The 16,440-nt window shown below is 45.2% G+C and carries 12 protein-coding genes; 7 read left to right on the forward strand and 5 right to left on the reverse strand.

The annotated features are described in order from the left end of the window. Positions 1–127 precede the first annotated feature (127 nt). The 5 genes from ACO0KV_RS10410 to ACO0KV_RS10430 all read right to left on the reverse strand — a co-directional run bounded on the left by ACO0KV_RS10410 (position 128) and on the right by ACO0KV_RS10430 (position 7,146). Complete coding sequence (locus tag ACO0KV_RS10410; protein WP_423042461.1) at positions 128–3,310, reverse strand: efflux RND transporter permease subunit; 3,183 nt, start codon at positions 3,308–3,310, stop codon at positions 128–130. Further along, the gene (locus ACO0KV_RS10415) at positions 3,307–4,590 is read right to left on the reverse strand and encodes an efflux RND transporter periplasmic adaptor subunit (RefSeq protein ID WP_423042462.1); all 1,284 of its coding nucleotides are present in this window, start codon (positions 4,588–4,590) and stop codon (positions 3,307–3,309) included. The genes ACO0KV_RS10410 and ACO0KV_RS10415 overlap by 4 nt, the downstream gene beginning before the upstream one ends. Next, on the reverse strand, positions 4,587–5,891 hold the full coding sequence (locus ACO0KV_RS10420) for a TolC family protein (RefSeq protein ID WP_423042463.1): 1,305 nt from the start codon (positions 5,889–5,891) through the stop codon (positions 4,587–4,589). The genes ACO0KV_RS10415 and ACO0KV_RS10420 overlap by 4 nt, the downstream gene beginning before the upstream one ends. Before the next feature lie 75 nt (positions 5,892–5,966). Next, positions 5,967–6,350: a hypothetical protein gene (locus tag ACO0KV_RS10425; RefSeq protein WP_423042464.1), complete on the reverse strand. Its 384-nt coding sequence runs from the start codon at positions 6,348–6,350 to the stop codon at positions 5,967–5,969. Positions 6,351–6,591: 241 nt separating this feature from the next. Then, positions 6,592–7,146, reverse strand: a complete 555-nt coding sequence (locus ACO0KV_RS10430; RefSeq protein WP_423042465.1) for a thymidine kinase — start codon at positions 7,144–7,146, stop codon at positions 6,592–6,594. Between the two features lie 541 nt (positions 7,147–7,687). Between ACO0KV_RS10430 and ACO0KV_RS10435 the strand changes: the two genes are divergently transcribed. The 7 genes from ACO0KV_RS10435 (at position 7,688) to ACO0KV_RS10465 (ending at position 16,344) form a co-directional block, all read left to right on the forward strand. After that, a complete protein-coding gene (locus ACO0KV_RS10435; protein WP_423042466.1) occupies positions 7,688–8,140 on the forward strand; it encodes an Hsp20 family protein in 453 nt (150 codons plus the stop codon). A gap of 604 nt (positions 8,141–8,744) precedes the next feature. Further along, positions 8,745–9,113, forward strand: coding sequence for a response regulator (locus ACO0KV_RS10440; protein ID WP_423042467.1), 369 nt, complete (start codon positions 8,745–8,747; stop codon positions 9,111–9,113). 13 nt (positions 9,114–9,126) lie between these two features. Continuing rightward, positions 9,127–9,408, forward strand: a complete 282-nt coding sequence (locus ACO0KV_RS10445) for an STAS domain-containing protein (protein ID WP_423042468.1) — start codon at positions 9,127–9,129, stop codon at positions 9,406–9,408. Between the two features lie 127 nt (positions 9,409–9,535). After that, the gene (locus tag ACO0KV_RS10450) at positions 9,536–11,779 is read left to right on the forward strand and encodes a chemotaxis protein CheW (protein WP_423042469.1); all 2,244 of its coding nucleotides are present in this window, start codon (positions 9,536–9,538) and stop codon (positions 11,777–11,779) included. Positions 11,780–11,831: 52 nt separating this feature from the next. Next, positions 11,832–14,897, forward strand: coding sequence for a methyl-accepting chemotaxis protein (locus ACO0KV_RS10455; RefSeq protein ID WP_423042470.1), 3,066 nt, complete (start codon positions 11,832–11,834; stop codon positions 14,895–14,897). A 9-nt stretch (positions 14,898–14,906) separates the two neighbouring features. Beyond that, positions 14,907–15,521 carry a chemotaxis protein CheW gene (locus ACO0KV_RS10460; RefSeq protein WP_423042471.1) on the forward strand — a complete coding sequence of 205 codons (615 nt, stop codon included), beginning with the start codon at positions 14,907–14,909 and terminating at the stop codon, positions 15,519–15,521. Continuing rightward, entirely contained in the window at positions 15,511–16,344 is an 834-nt protein-coding gene (locus ACO0KV_RS10465) for a CheR family methyltransferase (RefSeq protein ID WP_423042472.1), read from the forward strand. Before ACO0KV_RS10460 ends, ACO0KV_RS10465 begins: the two co-directional genes overlap by 11 nt. Positions 16,345–16,440: the final 96 nt, after the last annotated feature.

Genomic DNA, 16,440 nt, shown 5'->3' on the forward strand with positions numbered 1-16,440 from the left:
TAATGATGGAGCAATAAAGGAGTTGCCGATGTTGCAAGTAGGATCGTTGAGGTTGAGCGCAACTTGACGGGGCATAGAGAATTCGCTCATGCCCCGTCATTCTTACAAATGCGTCTTTGAGGACGGATCAACGATCATTCGTTTTAGGTGTCTCAATGATCGAAGACGACATCGTCTCTTTTATTGAATGCAACTGCCTACGGCGCAGCAGTAAAAAAACTACCGGCACCACAAACATCGACAAGAGTGGTGCAGTAATCATGCCGCCGACTAACGGTGCTGCAATACGCTGCATCACTTCAGAACCAGTACCTGAGCCTAGCATAATCGGTATGAGGCCAGCGAGAATAACGGCGACCGTCATGGCTTTAGGTCGTACACGTAAAACTGCACCCTCGCGAATTGCATCCATGAGGTCGGCTTCGCTCTGCCTTCCAAGCATATTTCGTGCGTCCCATGCATGTTTCAGATAGAGGAGCATGATCACCCCAAATTCAGCCGAAACACCAGCTAATGCAATAAAGCCCACGCCACTCGCAATCGAAAAATGATACCCCAACAACCATAAGAACCATATTCCACCTGCCAACGCAAATGGCATTGTGGCCATTATCAGCATCGCTTCGTCAAACTTCTTAAACGTCAAGTACAGCAAAATAAAGATGATAAGCAATGTCATCGGCACGACGATGTTCAGTTTTGCTGTTGCCCGTTCTAGATATTCAAATTGTCCCGCCCACGAAACGGTATACCCGGCGGGTAACTTTATTTCCTTCATGACCGCTTGTTGCATGTCATGCACGGCTGAACTCAGATCGCGTCCCCGTATATCAACATAAACCCATCCTGACAGCCGAGCATTTTCACTTTTAAGCATGGGCGGGCCGTCTGCGACGCTGATCGTGGACACATCCCCCAGAGTGATCTGGGCACCACTTTCTGTTAAGACCGGTAATTGTCGCAATTTTTCAACGGAATCGCGCTCTTCACGCGGATACCTGATATTGATCGGAAATCGTTGCAATCCTTCGATCGTTTCACCGATATTTTCACCGCCAACCGCTGTCGAAATAATACTTTGTACATCGGCAATATTCATGCCGTAGCGTGCTGCCTCATTGCGGTTGATATGAACATTGATATAACGACCGCCATTGAGCCTTTCGGCGAACGCAGATGAGACGCCAGACACTTTTTTCACAACTTGTGCAATGGCCGTGCTGATCCGATCAATTTCCTGTAAATTTGCTCCAGCCACTTTGATACCAACCGGGCTTTTAATACCGGTAGCCAGCATATCAATGCGATTTCTGATTGGCGGTACCCAGACATTGGATAAGCCAGGTACCTGAACAATATTGTCCAATTCTGCGATTAATTGATCGGTTGTCATGCCTGCACGCCACTGATCACGGGGTTTTAACTGAACGGTGGTTTCAAACATTTCCATTGGTGCCGGGTCGGTGGCTGACTCAGCTCGACCTGCTTTACCAAATACGGATTGTACTTCCGGCACAGTTTTGATTAATCGATCTGTCTGTTGCAATAATTGGGTCACCTTACCAGTTGAGATTCCTGGTAGCGCTGAAGGCATGTATAACAGATCACCTTCATCGAGCGGCGGCATAAATTCTCCACCCAAACGAGTGATCGGCCATAGAGTCACCATCACAATCAGTAATGCGAAGTAAAGCGTTGTCTTCGGAAAACGCAACACCCATTCCAATGCAGGGCGATACAATGCAATAAACAATCGGTTAATAGGATTTTTGTGTTCATCTGGAATCCGCCCCCGAATCAGATACCCCATGAGCACGGGTATTAATGTCACTGCTAATAGTGCTGACGCTGCCATTGCATAGGTTTTAGTGAACGCCAGCGGAGAGAATAGTTTTCCTTCTTGTGACTGAAGGGTAAATATTGGGATGAACGACAGCACAATAATTAACAACGAAAAAAATAATGCGGGACCAACTTCTGCTGCTGCATCCGCGATGACTTGCCAATGATCTCGGCCACTCAACTGTTCATTGGGATGTTCATGGTTCCATTTTTCAATATGCTTGTGGGCGTTTTCGATCATGACCACCGCCGCATCGACCATGGCACCAATCGCAATGGCGATTCCCCCCAGAGACATAATATTGGCATTAACGCCTTGGTAATACATAACAATATAGGCTGCAAGTATGCCTATTGGCAGTGATACGATCGCAACCAGTGCGGACCGGAAATGAAACAAAAACAACACACAGACCAACGCGACGACAATAAATTCTTCGATGAGTTTATGTTCAAGATTCGTGGCGGCACGGAGAATGAGGTGAGAGCGGTCATAGGTTGGCACGATTTCAACACCGGGAGGTAAGCTCGATTTCAGTTTGTCCAGCTTCGCTTTGACTTCAGAGATCGTTTCCAGAGCGTTTTTTCCAGACCGCATAATGATGACCCCACCAGCAACTTCCCCTTCTCCGTTCAGATCAGCGATGCCACGTCGTATTTCTGGACCAATCTGAATATGTGCGACATCACCTAATCGCACTGAGACCCCGGAGATTGTCGTGATCAGTGGTATTTTTCTGAAGTCATCCAATGACTGTAGATAGCCGGAAGCGCGGACCATATATTCCGCCTCGCCCATCTCAAGCACTGACCCACCCGTTTCTTGATTTGCTTTTTGGACTGCATCAATAATTTTGCTTTGTGGAATGTTATAAGCGCGTAATTTATTGGGATCGAGCACGATTTGATATTGACGTACCATGCCACCAATCGTCGCGACTTCTGCAACGTTAGCCACCGTTTTTAATTCAAACTTCAGAAACCAGTCCTGATAGGCGCGTAACTGCGATAGATCCATTTTCCCGGTGCGATCGACCAGCGCATATTCATAAATCCAGCCAACGCCTGACGCGTCTGGCCCCAGGGCTGATTTCGCTTGTGCTGGTAATCGGGACTGCACCTGATTTAAATATTCCAGCACACGAGAACGTGCCCAATACGGATCGATACCGTCTTCAAACAAAATATAGACAAACGAGTCACCGAAGAACGAATAGCCGCGCACGGTTTTAGCACCAGGCACTGATAGCATGGTGGTTGTCAATGGATACGTAACTTGATTCTCAACAATCTGTGGAGCCTGCCCCGGATAGGTGGTGCGAATAATGACTTGGACATCGGATAGGTCTGGAATGGCGTCGAGCGGAGTATGTTGTACAGCCCAGATTCCCCACACTGCAACAATGACGGTAGCTAGGAGCACAAAAAAACGGTTGGTCATCGACCAGCGAATCAGTTTGGCAATCATTTCATGGCTCCCTGACCTGTCACTTTTGGCGGCGTGTCTGACATGCGACTTGCTGTTCCTTTGAGATTGGCTTCAGAATCAATCAGGAATTGACCTGAGACGACCACCTTCTGGCCTGCCTCCAAGCCTTTTGTTACTTCGGTGAGTCCGTTTGCTTCGTTGCCAGTCTCAATCTCGACAGGCTCATAGTTCCCTTGTGTCTTTTCAACCATAATGACGCTGCGGGTGCCTGTTTGAATCACGGCTTCCGAAGGTACCAGTAGCGACTCCTTGTTGGATCGGGTTGATAAAAATTGAATGGTCGCAAACATCCCAGGGACTAACTCACCGTGTAGATTGGTCAGCTCAATACGAGCTTTGAGGGTACGTGTGGTTGGGTTGACTTCAGGAAGTACCGCATTGACGCGGCCTTTAAATACGACGCCAGACAAAGCGCTGACACGGGCTTCTACTGCATCTCCCGGGCGTACCTGAGAGGCAACATGTTCTGGTACTTCAGCGTTGACCCAAACGCTGCTCACACCGTTAATGCGAAATAGTGCTGCGCCTGGATTGATGGTCATTCCTTCGCGCGCAGTCAGCTCCGTAACAATACCGCTCACTGGTGTGGTGATGGAAAGTCGCGTCTGCACTTTTCCACTTTTTGTTACTTGATTGATCTGTTCATCACTCATCCCCACGAGACGCATGCGTTCACGTGCGGCATCTGCCATGCCTTCCAAATGATTTCCATTCATTTTGAGGACAGTCAGATATTCTTCTTGCGCAGCAATCCAGTCTGGCACGTAGACGTCCACCAACTTTTGTCCTTTTTTGACAGGATCCAGCGGTGCACGAACATAAACGTGTTCGATAAAGCCGTTACTACGTGATTGCACTTGTGCAACGTCACGTTCGTTATAAGCAATGTTGCCAACCGCGGTCAGATGTGTTGCTAATGTTCCTTGAGCGACAACAGCCGTTCGAACACCGAGATTTTGCTCAACACGGGAGTCAATAGTGACACCATTTCCCTTGCTGGCATTGGTATTGTCATTGGCATAGACAGGAACCAACTCCATATCCATAAACGGCGATTTTCCTGGTTTATCAAATCGTTGATTTGGCACCATGGGGTCGTGCCAATAAAGAGGCTTTTTTTCTGATGCTGTACTTAGTGTGGTGTCGGAAACCTTCATAGCATCCAGCGCCTTTGGTGCGCCCTGATTGAATCCCAGTCGATAGGAGGCATAACCGACGGTAACAAGACTAATAATGATGATGAATGATCTGATTTTCATGGAAGTTCCTTAGTCAACACCGCGGTCGATGTGGTTGGCGTTAAAAAATGAAGCTGCGCCCATAACCGTGCCGTTTCGTTTTGGAGCTGAAGTAATTGAAGATTCACGTCGATTTCCTCGCGGCGTGCCGCCAATAAGTCTAAGAGACTGGCTTTTCCGCCACGATATGCGGCCAGTACAGCCTCAATACGTGCAGTGGCAAGCGGCAGTAATTCGAGTTTGAATCGCTGGACTCGATGACGATCATTTTGCCATTCGCTGAGCATGGCCCGTGTTTCCGCCACATGTTGTCGCAATAGTTCGTCGCGCTCAGCGGTTGCTTGTTCTACGGCCGCTTGTTTTGCGTATAACTCAGGGTTCTGACGATTCTTTTGATCCCACTGAATGGGCAACGACAACTCTAATGAGATCATGTTCGAATATGCTGCGCCGCGCTGCTGATAGGCTAGCCCGATACTCCAATCGGTACTTTTATTAGCTTGCGCTAATTTGGCATCTGCCTCAGCCAGATTAATTTGTTGGTTTAACACGGCAATCTGCGGATGATGCTCGAGCTCAGCATCGAGCATGGACGGATTAAGTCGGACGGTTTCCATGTCAGGCAGATCTTCTGGCTCCACATCGGCAGAGTTACCAATCCAACGCGCTAAGTTGGCTTTTGCACTGACTGACTTTTGTTGAATTTCACTGGCTTTGTCTTCCATGACTACTAATGCGCTGCGGGCCGACAATAGGTCGGACTGACTCGTGCGACCGGTACGATAGGCGCTCTGGGCCGCTTGAAGCTCAAGTCGGTTCTGATGAAGCTGTTCTTTGATCATGGCGACCATTTTCTCAGCATAAAATCGATTTAACCAGGCAATCGCGGTATCGCGTTGGATCGCAGCGATTGTTACACTTTTTTCTGCGCGTACTTTATCTGCCGTCCGTTCATAGAGCTGGGCACGGGCATGACGCTTATCCGTACTCGTCAACTCTTGCGTGATGCCAATTCTACGCATTGTCATAAAATCATTCGTCAAACTTAAGCGATCTATGCCGCTGACTGGCAAATTATCAACGCCAAATTTTAGGATCGGATCCGGCAACTGACCAGCAGCAATTGCCATTTCCTGGGACGAGTAGGCAGACAAATCTTGGGCCGCAAGTTGTCGAGAGCGGCTAACTGCGATGGTTTGTGCTTGAGTCAACGTCAGCGCTAAATCAGCAGAAAGAGCCGGTGTACTTGAGCACAATACGAGCGCCGATATACAACTACTTATCCCACGAATATGAAAACGTGGTTTAAAAATGGAAGCCATAAATTCTCCAGAATGCAGGAACTAACAACGCGCGCAATCACTGCGCGACGACAACGTTCTAAGATACTGAAAATATTAAATGCGGAAACAGCAATGAAGAATAGAGGTGGGTGGTGCGGTAGAGCGAATGAGTGAAGTCGAATTAAGTGGGATTGTTGATGAAAATGCCGCAACATCAACAACTTGCAAAGCCAACATGAGTACCGCAGGAACGAATGGCTGCACCTGTGGTAAATCTGGCTTATCCGCAGTTTGTTTCACTAACTCACCCGTCGCATGGAGATGGCAAAGCGTAGATTGGTCGGCGTCCATGCCATCACAATTTGCCATCGCGCTGACCGATGCCTGGCTTGTTATCATCATCGGACAAGCATACGCGCCCACAGCAAGCTGCATAAACAGCATGCTGAACAGTGCGATACACGCGACGTTGACCCGAAGTGATTTAAGCGTTTTCATGAGTAATGTTGATTTTACCTCATTTATTTGCTTCGTTTGGGTTTATAGAATAACAAAGGAAATCGATCGTCGATGAACAACGGTCGTTCTGTCCACGAACGAATACCGTGATTTGTTGCTGATTGACGATAGGATCGTTTCGGAGCGTAGTCGGTGTGATCTGTTTATGTTTGTAAGAAGTGCGAAAAGAACAGCGTACTTAAAACTATTGCTATTAAATTAATTAACCGACATGATGTATTTAATTATAAAAACACTTCGCACAGACTTGGCGGTATCTGTTATTGCCGCCAACGAGAACTTGGTCACCTTCGCTCACGCGTAGACCTTTTTCATCAGTGCGGATATTCATCGTGGCTTTCTTGCCGCACTGACAGATTGTTTTTATTTCTTCGAGGCTATCTGCCAAGGCCAAGAGTGTCGCAGAACCTGGAAAAGGTTCGCCTCTAAAATCTGAACGAATGCCGAAGCACATGACGGGTGTTTTTTGAGTGTGAACCCATTTATGAAGTTGATGGACTTGGGGCGCTGAGAGGAATTGTGCCTCATCAACCAAAACGCATGCAACGTTGACGTCTTGGAGTAGTTCGTCAAAGTCGGTTTCAGCACTGTAAGTCGTGGCTTCGGCTTTTAGTCCAATGCGTGAAGCAATGACACCATATCCATCGCGCCCATCAAGTGCTGACGTAAGAAGCAGAACATCCATTCCGTTTTCTTTGTAGTTGTGGGCAACCTGAAGCAAATAGGTACTCTTACCTGCGTTCATTGCTGAATACCTAAAGTGAAGACTTGGCATCGAACTATCTTTCTTAAATTAAATTATAGGTTCATTCAAAAACTGCTTATCTCTACCATGTTTGCAGAGTCGAGTAACGCATCAAGGTTAACAATTTGTTCTATGCAAAACGGCTTTGACCTAAGTCTCTTTAAATAAGATCAGAGATTAGGCTGATTTCAATCAACGATGAGAGAAGTTTGTCTAGTCAGTATGGAGTAATCAATGCTGAATGTCTGAAATAAAGCGCCGCTACAAAAGATTTTTGTTTTTATTTTGAAGAGCACATATTGTAACTGCACCCTCTAATTTCAAGTCTGATTAATGGTGAAAATAAGTATATTTTTTGAAAGTAAAAATGTAAGAAAAAAAACTAAAAAACGAAATAAAAACGCCTTGAAATCAAAAAAAACCACCTTATCTTGTTCTCATCAGATGCTCATGAGAGGTCTGTAAAACAGCGTTCATCATTCAGTTTGTTTACCGCTTAGTTTATTTTAAATTTGTTTTTAATTTTGTTTTCAGTTTGATTTATATCGCTTATTTTTAAAAGGATATCACCATGCGTAATTTTGATTTTGCCCCTTTATATCGTTCAGCTATTGGCTTTGATCGTCTGGCACAGTTGTTTGATGATGCACAACGCAACGATACCGCGACTAGCTATCCACCATACAATATTGAATTAATTGCTGAAGATAAATACAGCATCACGATGGCGATCGCCGGATTTGATCGTAGTGAAATCGACATCGAAAGCGAACGTGATACATTAAAAGTTGTCGGTCGCAAACAAAAGGATGAAACCGCTAAAAATTATCTGCATCGTGGTATTGCCTCACGTGATTTTGAACACCGTTTCCGTTTAGCTGATCATGTAAAAGTCATTGGTGCAAGTATGAATAACGGCTTGCTCAAGATCGAATTGGTACGAGAAGTTCCTGAAGCCTACAAACCACGACGTATCTTGATTGATGGTGATAACCTGCAATTGGTTCAGACGCAGGCAGCCTGACCTGATTAAAAAAGACATGGCATCTCCCCGGCCATGTCTTTTCTTTTTTTATAATTAACCTGATAGATACCGAGTTACTTTGACCTGCCTGTTGGAATGGCATCCACATCGCCTGCGTTACATTTTATAAGACGTAATCACGGCATCACACCCCAGTTTCTGTCGATTTACGCTCCCTCGCTTCACCATTCTTATTTTCGTATTGCTGCAAAAAAGTTGCCTGACATTCGTGTTGAATTAGGTTACCTTCTTGTTGTGCGTATTTGCAATACGACAAAAATGGTTCTTTTTTTATCTTTAAATAAATATTTCTAGAAAAAAATATTCTTATGGTCGCAATCTCGTTACTATATTGAAATGTATTATTTAATAGTCTATTTTTGTCTGTTTTTTTTCTAAAAATTAAATGTAAGTTGATATTTTCAACGAGAACTTTGTGAAATACTGTTAACTGTGTTTTCTCTGAGTTATTATGGAATTTGTGTTGATGCAATAGATTGGGATGCAATCGTGGTCAATACTGAACACAAACACAAATTTTATTCTGTTGTAAATCCTTCAGACAAGAGTAGTTCTTGCATTATTCATCAAGAGAGGGTGTCGTATGTCCAAGACCGTCATGGTGGTAGATGATTCAGCTTCAGTGCGGCAAGTCGTCGGATTGGCCCTCAAAGGTGCGGGGTATACCGTTATTGAGGGGTGTGATGGTGTTGATGCACTGTCGAAACTTAAGGGACAAAAGGTGCATCTGATTATTTCGGACGTCAATATGCCGAATATGGATGGTATTAGCTTCGTACAGGAAGTCAAAAAATTACCCGCCTATAAATTTACGCCAATCATCATGCTGACGACAGAATCGCAAGAGGGAAAGAAATTGCAAGGACAAGCAGCGGGCGCAAGAGCTTGGGTAGTGAAACCCTTCCAGCCGGCGCAAATGTTGGCGGCAGTCTCTAAACTCATTTTGCCTTGAGACGAGGTGCAGAATGAAAACCCAAGCGATTGAAGGCGAGTTAACGATCTACACCGCAGCAATCGAAAAGCAAAGCCTGCTCAATTTTCTTGATACTGATATCGAGCTTGAATTAAACCTGTCACAGGTCACAGAGATGGACACGGCAGGACTACAAGTGCTGATTCTGTTAAAAAATGAAGCACGTCGTCGTGGTAAGACGTTGCGTTATGTCATGCACAGCAAACCTGTATTAGAAATCTTAGAAATGGCTAATGTGACCGCTAGTTTTGGCGACCAGGTCGTCCTGACCTGATTTTATTGTATTAGTCTGCGCATTCGTCGTTTTTAACTTCACACTCTGTACACTGACCCAATAATCAGATGTATCGTAGTGAGTAAAGAAGCACAGCACTCCATAGCCATGTAAAGCGGAGGATTGAATGAGTTTCGATAGTGAAATGAAAGCCGCAATGGAGACGTTTATCGTCGAAAGTCGCGACTTGTTGCAGGATATGGAAGATTTATTGCTCGGCTTGGAGCATAGCGACGACAGTGTCGACGCGATCAATGCGATCTTCCGCGCTGCACACACCATCAAAGGTTCTTCTGGATTGTTTGGACTTGATCATGTGGTGAACTTTACACACGTATTAGAAAGTGTGTTGGACAAAGTTCGCGATGGCGAGATTCCTATTTCATCAAAATTAGTAGCGGTACTGCTGCCATGCCGTGACCACTTGAGTTTATTGATTGATCGTATTGCGGTTGGTGATACGACGGCTCCTCCTGAATTGATTGCGGCGGGTGCAGAACTGCATGTGCAGTTGGGATATTTTCTTGATCACAAGCAAAGCGGAGACGCTAGTCGTGTAGTCCAGCGTGAACATCAGGATGCAACGCAAACCAGTCGCACTGAAGGCAGTATGGTGGATGCAGGGAACTGGTATCTTTCACTTCGCTTCGGACCTGATTGCCTGCGCAATGGTATGGATCCACTGTCTTTCATTGGCTACCTCAATACGCTTGGCGATGTCGTCCATATTGTCACTATCACGAAAGACTTACCCGAAGCCGATTTGATGGATGCAGAGACTTGCTATCTCGGATTTGAGGTCGTACTGCGCAGTAACGCGACCAAAGAGGCTATCGAGAGTGTCTTTGAGTTCGTAAATGAAGATAGTGTGATTCGTATCCTCCCGCCAAACAGCAAAATTGATGAGTACATCGACATCATTCATTCGCTGCCAGACGATGTAGAGCTGCTTGGTGAAATATTGATCAAAAGTGGCGTATTGACAAAAAATGAACTTGAAAGTTGCCTGCAATTACAAAAGGATAAACACGACTATCCTTCGTCAAATTTCAGCTCAGAACAGCTTCCTATCGGAGAAATACTCGTTAAGCAGGAAATGCTGCAAAAGCCGGTTCTCACCGCAGCACTCAATAAACAGCAACAGGTCAAAGACTCCAAAGCACGCGAACGACAAAGTATCCGTGTCGATGCAGATCGGCTGGATAAATTAATTGATCTGGTTGGAGAGTTAGTGATTGCCGGTGCCGGAGCTAATTTACGTGCGAGCAAAGTTGCTGATATGGCGTTGCTGGAGTCGACCAGTGAAGTCATGCGATTAGTCGAAGAAGTTCGTGATAGTGCCTTGCAATTACGTATGGTGCCGATCGGAACAACTTTTAGTCGCTTTCAACGTGTCGTTCGCGATGTCAGTATGGAGCTAGGCAAAGACATCGTTCTGGAAATTGCTGGCGGTGATACTGAGGTGGATAAATCAGTTGTCGAAAAAATCGGTGACCCATTGATGCATCTGGTCCGAAATTCGATGGATCATGGTATTGAGGCATCAGCCGTGCGCTTGGCGCGGGGCAAGCCAGCACAGGGAGTGTTACGTCTTAACGCTTATCACGAATCTGGCAGTATCATCATTGAGGTAAACGATGACGGTGGCGGCTTAAATAAAGACAAAATCATGGCCAAGGCGATCGAACGCGGTCTGATTACGCCAAACACGGTCCTGAGTGATAAAGATATCTATGCACTGATTTTTGAGCCTGGCTTTTCAACTGCCGATCAGGTATCAAACTTGTCCGGTCGTGGCGTTGGCATGGATGTGGTTAAGCGTAATGTCACTTCATTGCGCGGAAGTATTGATATCGATAGTGAAATGGGCGTCGGAGCCACGATCAGGATTAGATTGCCGCTCACGCTGGCCATTATTGATGGATTCTTGGTTGGTGTTGGTTCTTCCTCTTTTGTTGTGCCACTTGATCATGTCATTGAATGTGTTGAGCTACCAAAAGAGAGCGAAGACAATGATTATATGGATCTGCGTGGTGAAGTATTACCTTTTATCCGCCTGAGAAGTTTTTTTGAAATTGAAGGCGAATTACCACGTCGTCAAAATGTGGTTGTCGTCGGCTATGGTGAAAATAAAACAGGCTTAATTGTCGATCGTTTGATGGGAGAATTCCAGACGGTCATCAAACCTTTAGGACGAATATTTAATCACGTCAAAGGTATTGGTGGTTCGACCATCTTAGGTAGCGGCGAAGTGGCACTCATACTGAGTATCCCCGCCATGACGCAACTGTATTCAGCACAAGAACAAAGAAAGCATCTGAGTATGAGTAGACCTGTGATTGGCAACAAAAAGCTTACTGAGAAATTTTGATTAACAACTTCTGTTCATAGTACAAGCTATAACATACAGAAAGGAAGCACTAATGAAATCGCTTTTGGAATCATTAAAAATGTGGCAAAAATTTGCCCTGGTTGGTTTGTTCGTGATTGCCCTATTTGGATTGCCGTTTGTGTTATATCTGAATGCGGCAAACCAGGAAGTGCACGATTCCGAATTTGAAAAAAGCGGAGCACATATTCTAGTGCCAGTAACAAAAATACTGCAATTAGTGCAAAGACATAGCGTGCAGAATCAGGCATTTATTCTTGGCGATAAAAATTCTCGGAGCTTGAGGGATGCCACAGCGCAGGAGTTAAATACAGAATTAGACACCACGCTTGCATTAAGTAAGCAGAGCCCAGAACTCAAACTTGATGAGAAAATTAGTCAAATTAAGCAAATCTGGATGAGTTTGGTGAGTGAGCAGGAAGGAATGTCTTCAGAGCAAAATCGGGCGTCGCATAAAAATCTGATTAATCAGTTATTTGAACTCATTGAGCTCGCTGCCGATAATGGGAACTTGTTGCTCAGTCCTGATCCAGGAACTTTTTATCTTGCAACAATGAGTAGCGATAATGTTATCCGCTTGACTGAGCAATTCCGAGTTTCCCGTGCTCTGGGTATCGATGCATTAAGTAATAAAACTTTAGCTGATGCTGATCGTGGCAGTCTCGCTGCTAATAACGCTGTCATTACCGATCATGTTAATAAGAACGAAAAAATATATGCAAAACTGATCGCTGTTAGTCCAGCCTATAAAGACGCCATGGGCGTCAAGATGGACGAACAAAATAAGCGGAGCAAGGAAGCGATTCACTTAATTACCGAAAAGCTGTTGGGAAGTAATAAATTTGATACAGAAGTACTTGACTATGCCCAACGGATCACGGCCATCATTGATGGAACCCATGATTTGGAACAAGTAGCGTTAAAAGAGTTAGTCAAACGTACTGAAGAACGCAACAAAGAACTGAAGACAAAGCGCCTAGAAACGGTCGGTGCTTGCCTTATTATGCTTCTCATTGTGGTGCTGTTAGCGTGGTTTATGATCAAGATGGTGATTCGTCAAATTGGTCAAGAACCGACAGATGTCGTTGAGTACGCTAATCGTGTTGCTTCTGGAGATTTTGCTACATCCCTTGAATTGCGTGATAACGATATTTCTAGTATCGCCGCCAATTTGTCAGCGATGGTAGGCAATATTCGTGCGCGCATCGAAGAAAGCGAGCAAGTCGCAAAAGAAACACTGCGAATTAAAATTGCTTTGGACAATGTTGCTACGAATGTGATGATTGCGGATAACGATAGAAATATCATTTACTGCAATAAATCGATCGTTGAGATGTTAAGTACAGCAGAGTCCGATATCAAAAAAGCGTTGCCGACTTTTTCTGTTGCTCATTTAATGGGATCAAATATCGATCAGTTCCATAAAAATCCAGCCCATCAAAAACAGCTCCTGTCGACATTCACTTCAAATCATCACGCACAGATCAATGTCGGCACTCGTACCTTCACGTTATCCGCTAACCCGGTCATTAATGAGACCGGTGAGCGACTTGGAAGCGTTGTTGAATGGGCGGATATTACTGCACAGTTGGCCGCACAACGCGCGACAGAACAACTGGCTGCAGAAAACTTGCGTATTAAAATTGCGCTCGATAACTGTGCCACGAACGTCATGATTGCCGATCCGGATCGCAATATCATTTACATGAACAAATCCATCGTTGACATGATGTCGAATGCTGAGGCCGATATCCGTAAAGTGATGCCGAGCTTCAATGTCTCAAAATTGATGGGTTCGACGATTGATCAGTTCCACAAAAACCCAGCACATCAAAAAGCGATGTTAGCCAGCTTCACCAGCAATCATAAAGCAGAGATCGTGGTCGGTACCCGAACCTTTGCCTTGTCTGCAAATCCTGTCATGAGCGATCACGGCGAGCGTCTGGGTAGTGTTGTTGAATGGTTGGATCGTACTGCCGAAGTCGCTATTGAGCGAGAAGTAAGTAATATCGTTGAGCAAGCAGTCGCAGGTAACTTTACGACCCGCATTGTTGAAGACGGTAAATCCGGCTTCTTCGGTAAGCTCAGTGCCGATGTTAACCGTCTGATGAGAACCAGTGATGAAGGCTTGAACGAAGTATTACGTGTTTTGGCAGCGATTGCAAAAGGTGATTTAACGCAGACGATTGACCGTGATTACGAAGGTACCTTTGGCGCATTGAAAGCGGCAAGTAATGAAACCGTTGAACGTTTATCGCAAATTGTGACGGATGTGATTAACGCTACCGATGCTTTATCCAATGCGTCTGAGCAGGTCAGCGCCACCTCTCAAGCCTTGTCGCAGGCAGCCAGTGAGCAAGCGGCCAGTGTCGAAGAAACTAGTGCCAGTATCGAGCAAATGGCAGCCGGTATTAATCAAAATGCTGAAAATGCCAAAGTCACTGATGGCATTGCTGGCAAAGCCGCTAAAGAAGCCAACGAGGGTGGTGTTGCCGTTAAACATACCGTCACTGCGATGAAAGAGATCGCTTCTAGAATCGGCATTATTGATGACATCGCTTACCAGACGAATATGCTGGCACTGAACGCGGCGATTGAAGCTGCCCGCGCGGGAGAGCACGGCAAAGGATTTGCTGTCGTCGCCGCCGAGGTCAGAAAACTTGCTGAACGTAGTCAGGTGGCAGCAAAAGAAATCGGTGACTTGGCGGGTGGTAGTGTCAAGACGGCAGAACGTGCTGGTGAACTGATTGACGAAATTGTTCCAGGTATTGGCCGGACTTCGGATTTGGTGCAGGAAATTGCTGCTGCATCGCAAGAGCAATCTGCCGGTGTTTCACAAATCAACACCGCGATGAACCAGATGAATCAGATTACGCAACAAAATGCATCTTCGTCCGAAGAGTTAGCGGCTACATCAGAAGAAATGACTAGCCAGGCGGAGCAATTAAAAGATTTGGTTGCTTTCTTTAAAATTTCACAAGAAAGCAATTATGCACATACGGCAGAAGTGAAATCAAACCGATCTGTATCTAGTACAAGTAAGCGCGGCCGTATGGTCTCGTCGAGTGGTATTGATGAAGCTAAGTTTGAACGCTTCTAGGAGCATAATATGGGAGCTATTATCGATGCAAAAAAGCATTCAACAACCGTCCACGGTACGGAGGCAAAGAGTTCAAGTCGTAGCTCGCAATACCTTACTTTTGTTTTAGGTGGTGAGATATATGCCCTCGAAATTCTTCATATTAAAGAAATCATTCAATATGGAGAATTAACCGAGGTACCGATGATGCCTAGTTTTATCCGAGGTGTCATTAATTTGCGCGGTAAAGTTGTTCCGGTCGTCGATATGACTGCCCGTTTTGGGCGTGGTGTGACCAGTGTCGCCCGCCGTACCAGTATTGTTATCATTGAACTAGTGCAAGAAGCAGAGAGCGAATCTGAGGCGCAAAGTATTGGTGTGATGGTTGATGCGGTGAATGAAGTCGTTGATATCGCTGATAGCGACGTCGAACCACCTCCGGTCTTTGGTGGCAAGATTCGGGCTGACTTTATCAGCGGTATGGCGAAGCGGAATGGCCGATTTATTATTGTTCTTAACTTGGCACAGGTGCTGTCTATCGAAGAAATGGTGGCATTAAGTAGCTCCATGCTCGAGGGCGTTGACGTAAGCGCAGAGACAAATCCAGAGATGGATGGGAATGCGGAGTCGGAGCATGACCGCTAACGCTTTAATTCCTAGAGTGGTTGCGTCACTGAAAAAAAATGAGTTTGAATGGATTTCCCGATTTTTGTATGAACGGACCGGGATTTCTCTCAGTGATGGTAAGCAGGCAATGGTTATGGGACGTCTCGATAAGCGTTTGCGTAAGCGAGGTTTGAATAATTATAGTGATTATTTTAATTTGCTTGGAAAGCCAGGGTACGAAGATGAGACGACGGTGGCAATTGATTTGTTGACCACCAACGAAACGTATTTTTTTCGGGAGCCCAAGCATTTTGAATTTTTAAAAACAGTTGTTTATCCACAGCATGATAAACAACATAAATTCCGGATCTGGAGTGCGGCAAGTTCGAGTGGTGAAGAGGCCTATACGATCGCGATGACATTGGCTGAGTACTTCCGGGAAGATGGCTGGGAGATATTAGGAACGGATATTTCAACGCAGGTATTGGAGAGAGCTGTTCGGGCTTTGTACCCGATGGCAGCAGCAGAAAAAATTCCTACCTCTCTGTTAAAAAAGTACTGCCTCAAAGGCCGTGATGAATTCGAAGATTTTTTTCTGATTGATCAAGTGTTGCGTTCGAAAGTCAGATTTCAGTCGTTAAATTTGATTGAACCGTTACCAGAGATTGGTGTATTAGACGTGATCTTTTTGCGCAACGTCATGATCTATTTTGATCTCGAAACAAAACGTAAGCTGGTGCAAAGAATGATCGAAAAATTACGTCCGGGTGGCTATTTTTTTATTAGCCACTCCGAGACTTTAAATGGCTTAAATAGCAGTCTTAAGATGGTCAGTCCTTCGATTTATCAGCGCGTAGCCTAAACATTGTTTTATTGAAGCGAAAGTTATTGTCGAGGTTATTTGATATTATTTTCGATATCCTCAGGCATTGTTTAATTTCAGTTGCGACATGCATGT

It is taken from the genome of Undibacterium sp. RuRC25W (genome assembly GCF_049339825.1).
Lineage (GTDB): Bacteria > Pseudomonadota > Gammaproteobacteria > Burkholderiales > Burkholderiaceae_D > Undibacterium.

Coding starts and splice junctions, on each gene's coding strand:
- ACO0KV_RS10410 (WP_423042461.1), bottom strand. CDS start 3,310: ATGATTGCCAAACTGATTCGCTGGTCGATGACCAACCGTTTTTTTGTG.
- ACO0KV_RS10415 (WP_423042462.1), bottom strand. CDS start 4,590: ATGAAAATCAGATCATTCATCATCATTATTAGTCTTGTTACCGTCGGT.
- ACO0KV_RS10420 (WP_423042463.1), bottom strand. CDS start 5,891: ATGGCTTCCATTTTTAAACCACGTTTTCATATTCGTGGGATAAGTAGT.
- ACO0KV_RS10425 (WP_423042464.1), bottom strand. CDS start 6,350: ATGAAAACGCTTAAATCACTTCGGGTCAACGTCGCGTGTATCGCACTG.
- ACO0KV_RS10430 (WP_423042465.1), bottom strand. CDS start 7,146: ATGCCAAGTCTTCACTTTAGGTATTCAGCAATGAACGCAGGTAAGAGT.
- ACO0KV_RS10435 (WP_423042466.1), top strand. CDS start 7,688: ATGCGTAATTTTGATTTTGCCCCTTTATATCGTTCAGCTATTGGCTTT.
- ACO0KV_RS10440 (WP_423042467.1), top strand. CDS start 8,745: ATGTCCAAGACCGTCATGGTGGTAGATGATTCAGCTTCAGTGCGGCAA.
- ACO0KV_RS10445 (WP_423042468.1), top strand. CDS start 9,127: ATGAAAACCCAAGCGATTGAAGGCGAGTTAACGATCTACACCGCAGCA.
- ACO0KV_RS10450 (WP_423042469.1), top strand. CDS start 9,536: ATGAGTTTCGATAGTGAAATGAAAGCCGCAATGGAGACGTTTATCGTC.
- ACO0KV_RS10455 (WP_423042470.1), top strand. CDS start 11,832: ATGAAATCGCTTTTGGAATCATTAAAAATGTGGCAAAAATTTGCCCTG.
- ACO0KV_RS10460 (WP_423042471.1), top strand. CDS start 14,907: ATGGGAGCTATTATCGATGCAAAAAAGCATTCAACAACCGTCCACGGT.
- ACO0KV_RS10465 (WP_423042472.1), top strand. CDS start 15,511: ATGACCGCTAACGCTTTAATTCCTAGAGTGGTTGCGTCACTGAAAAAA.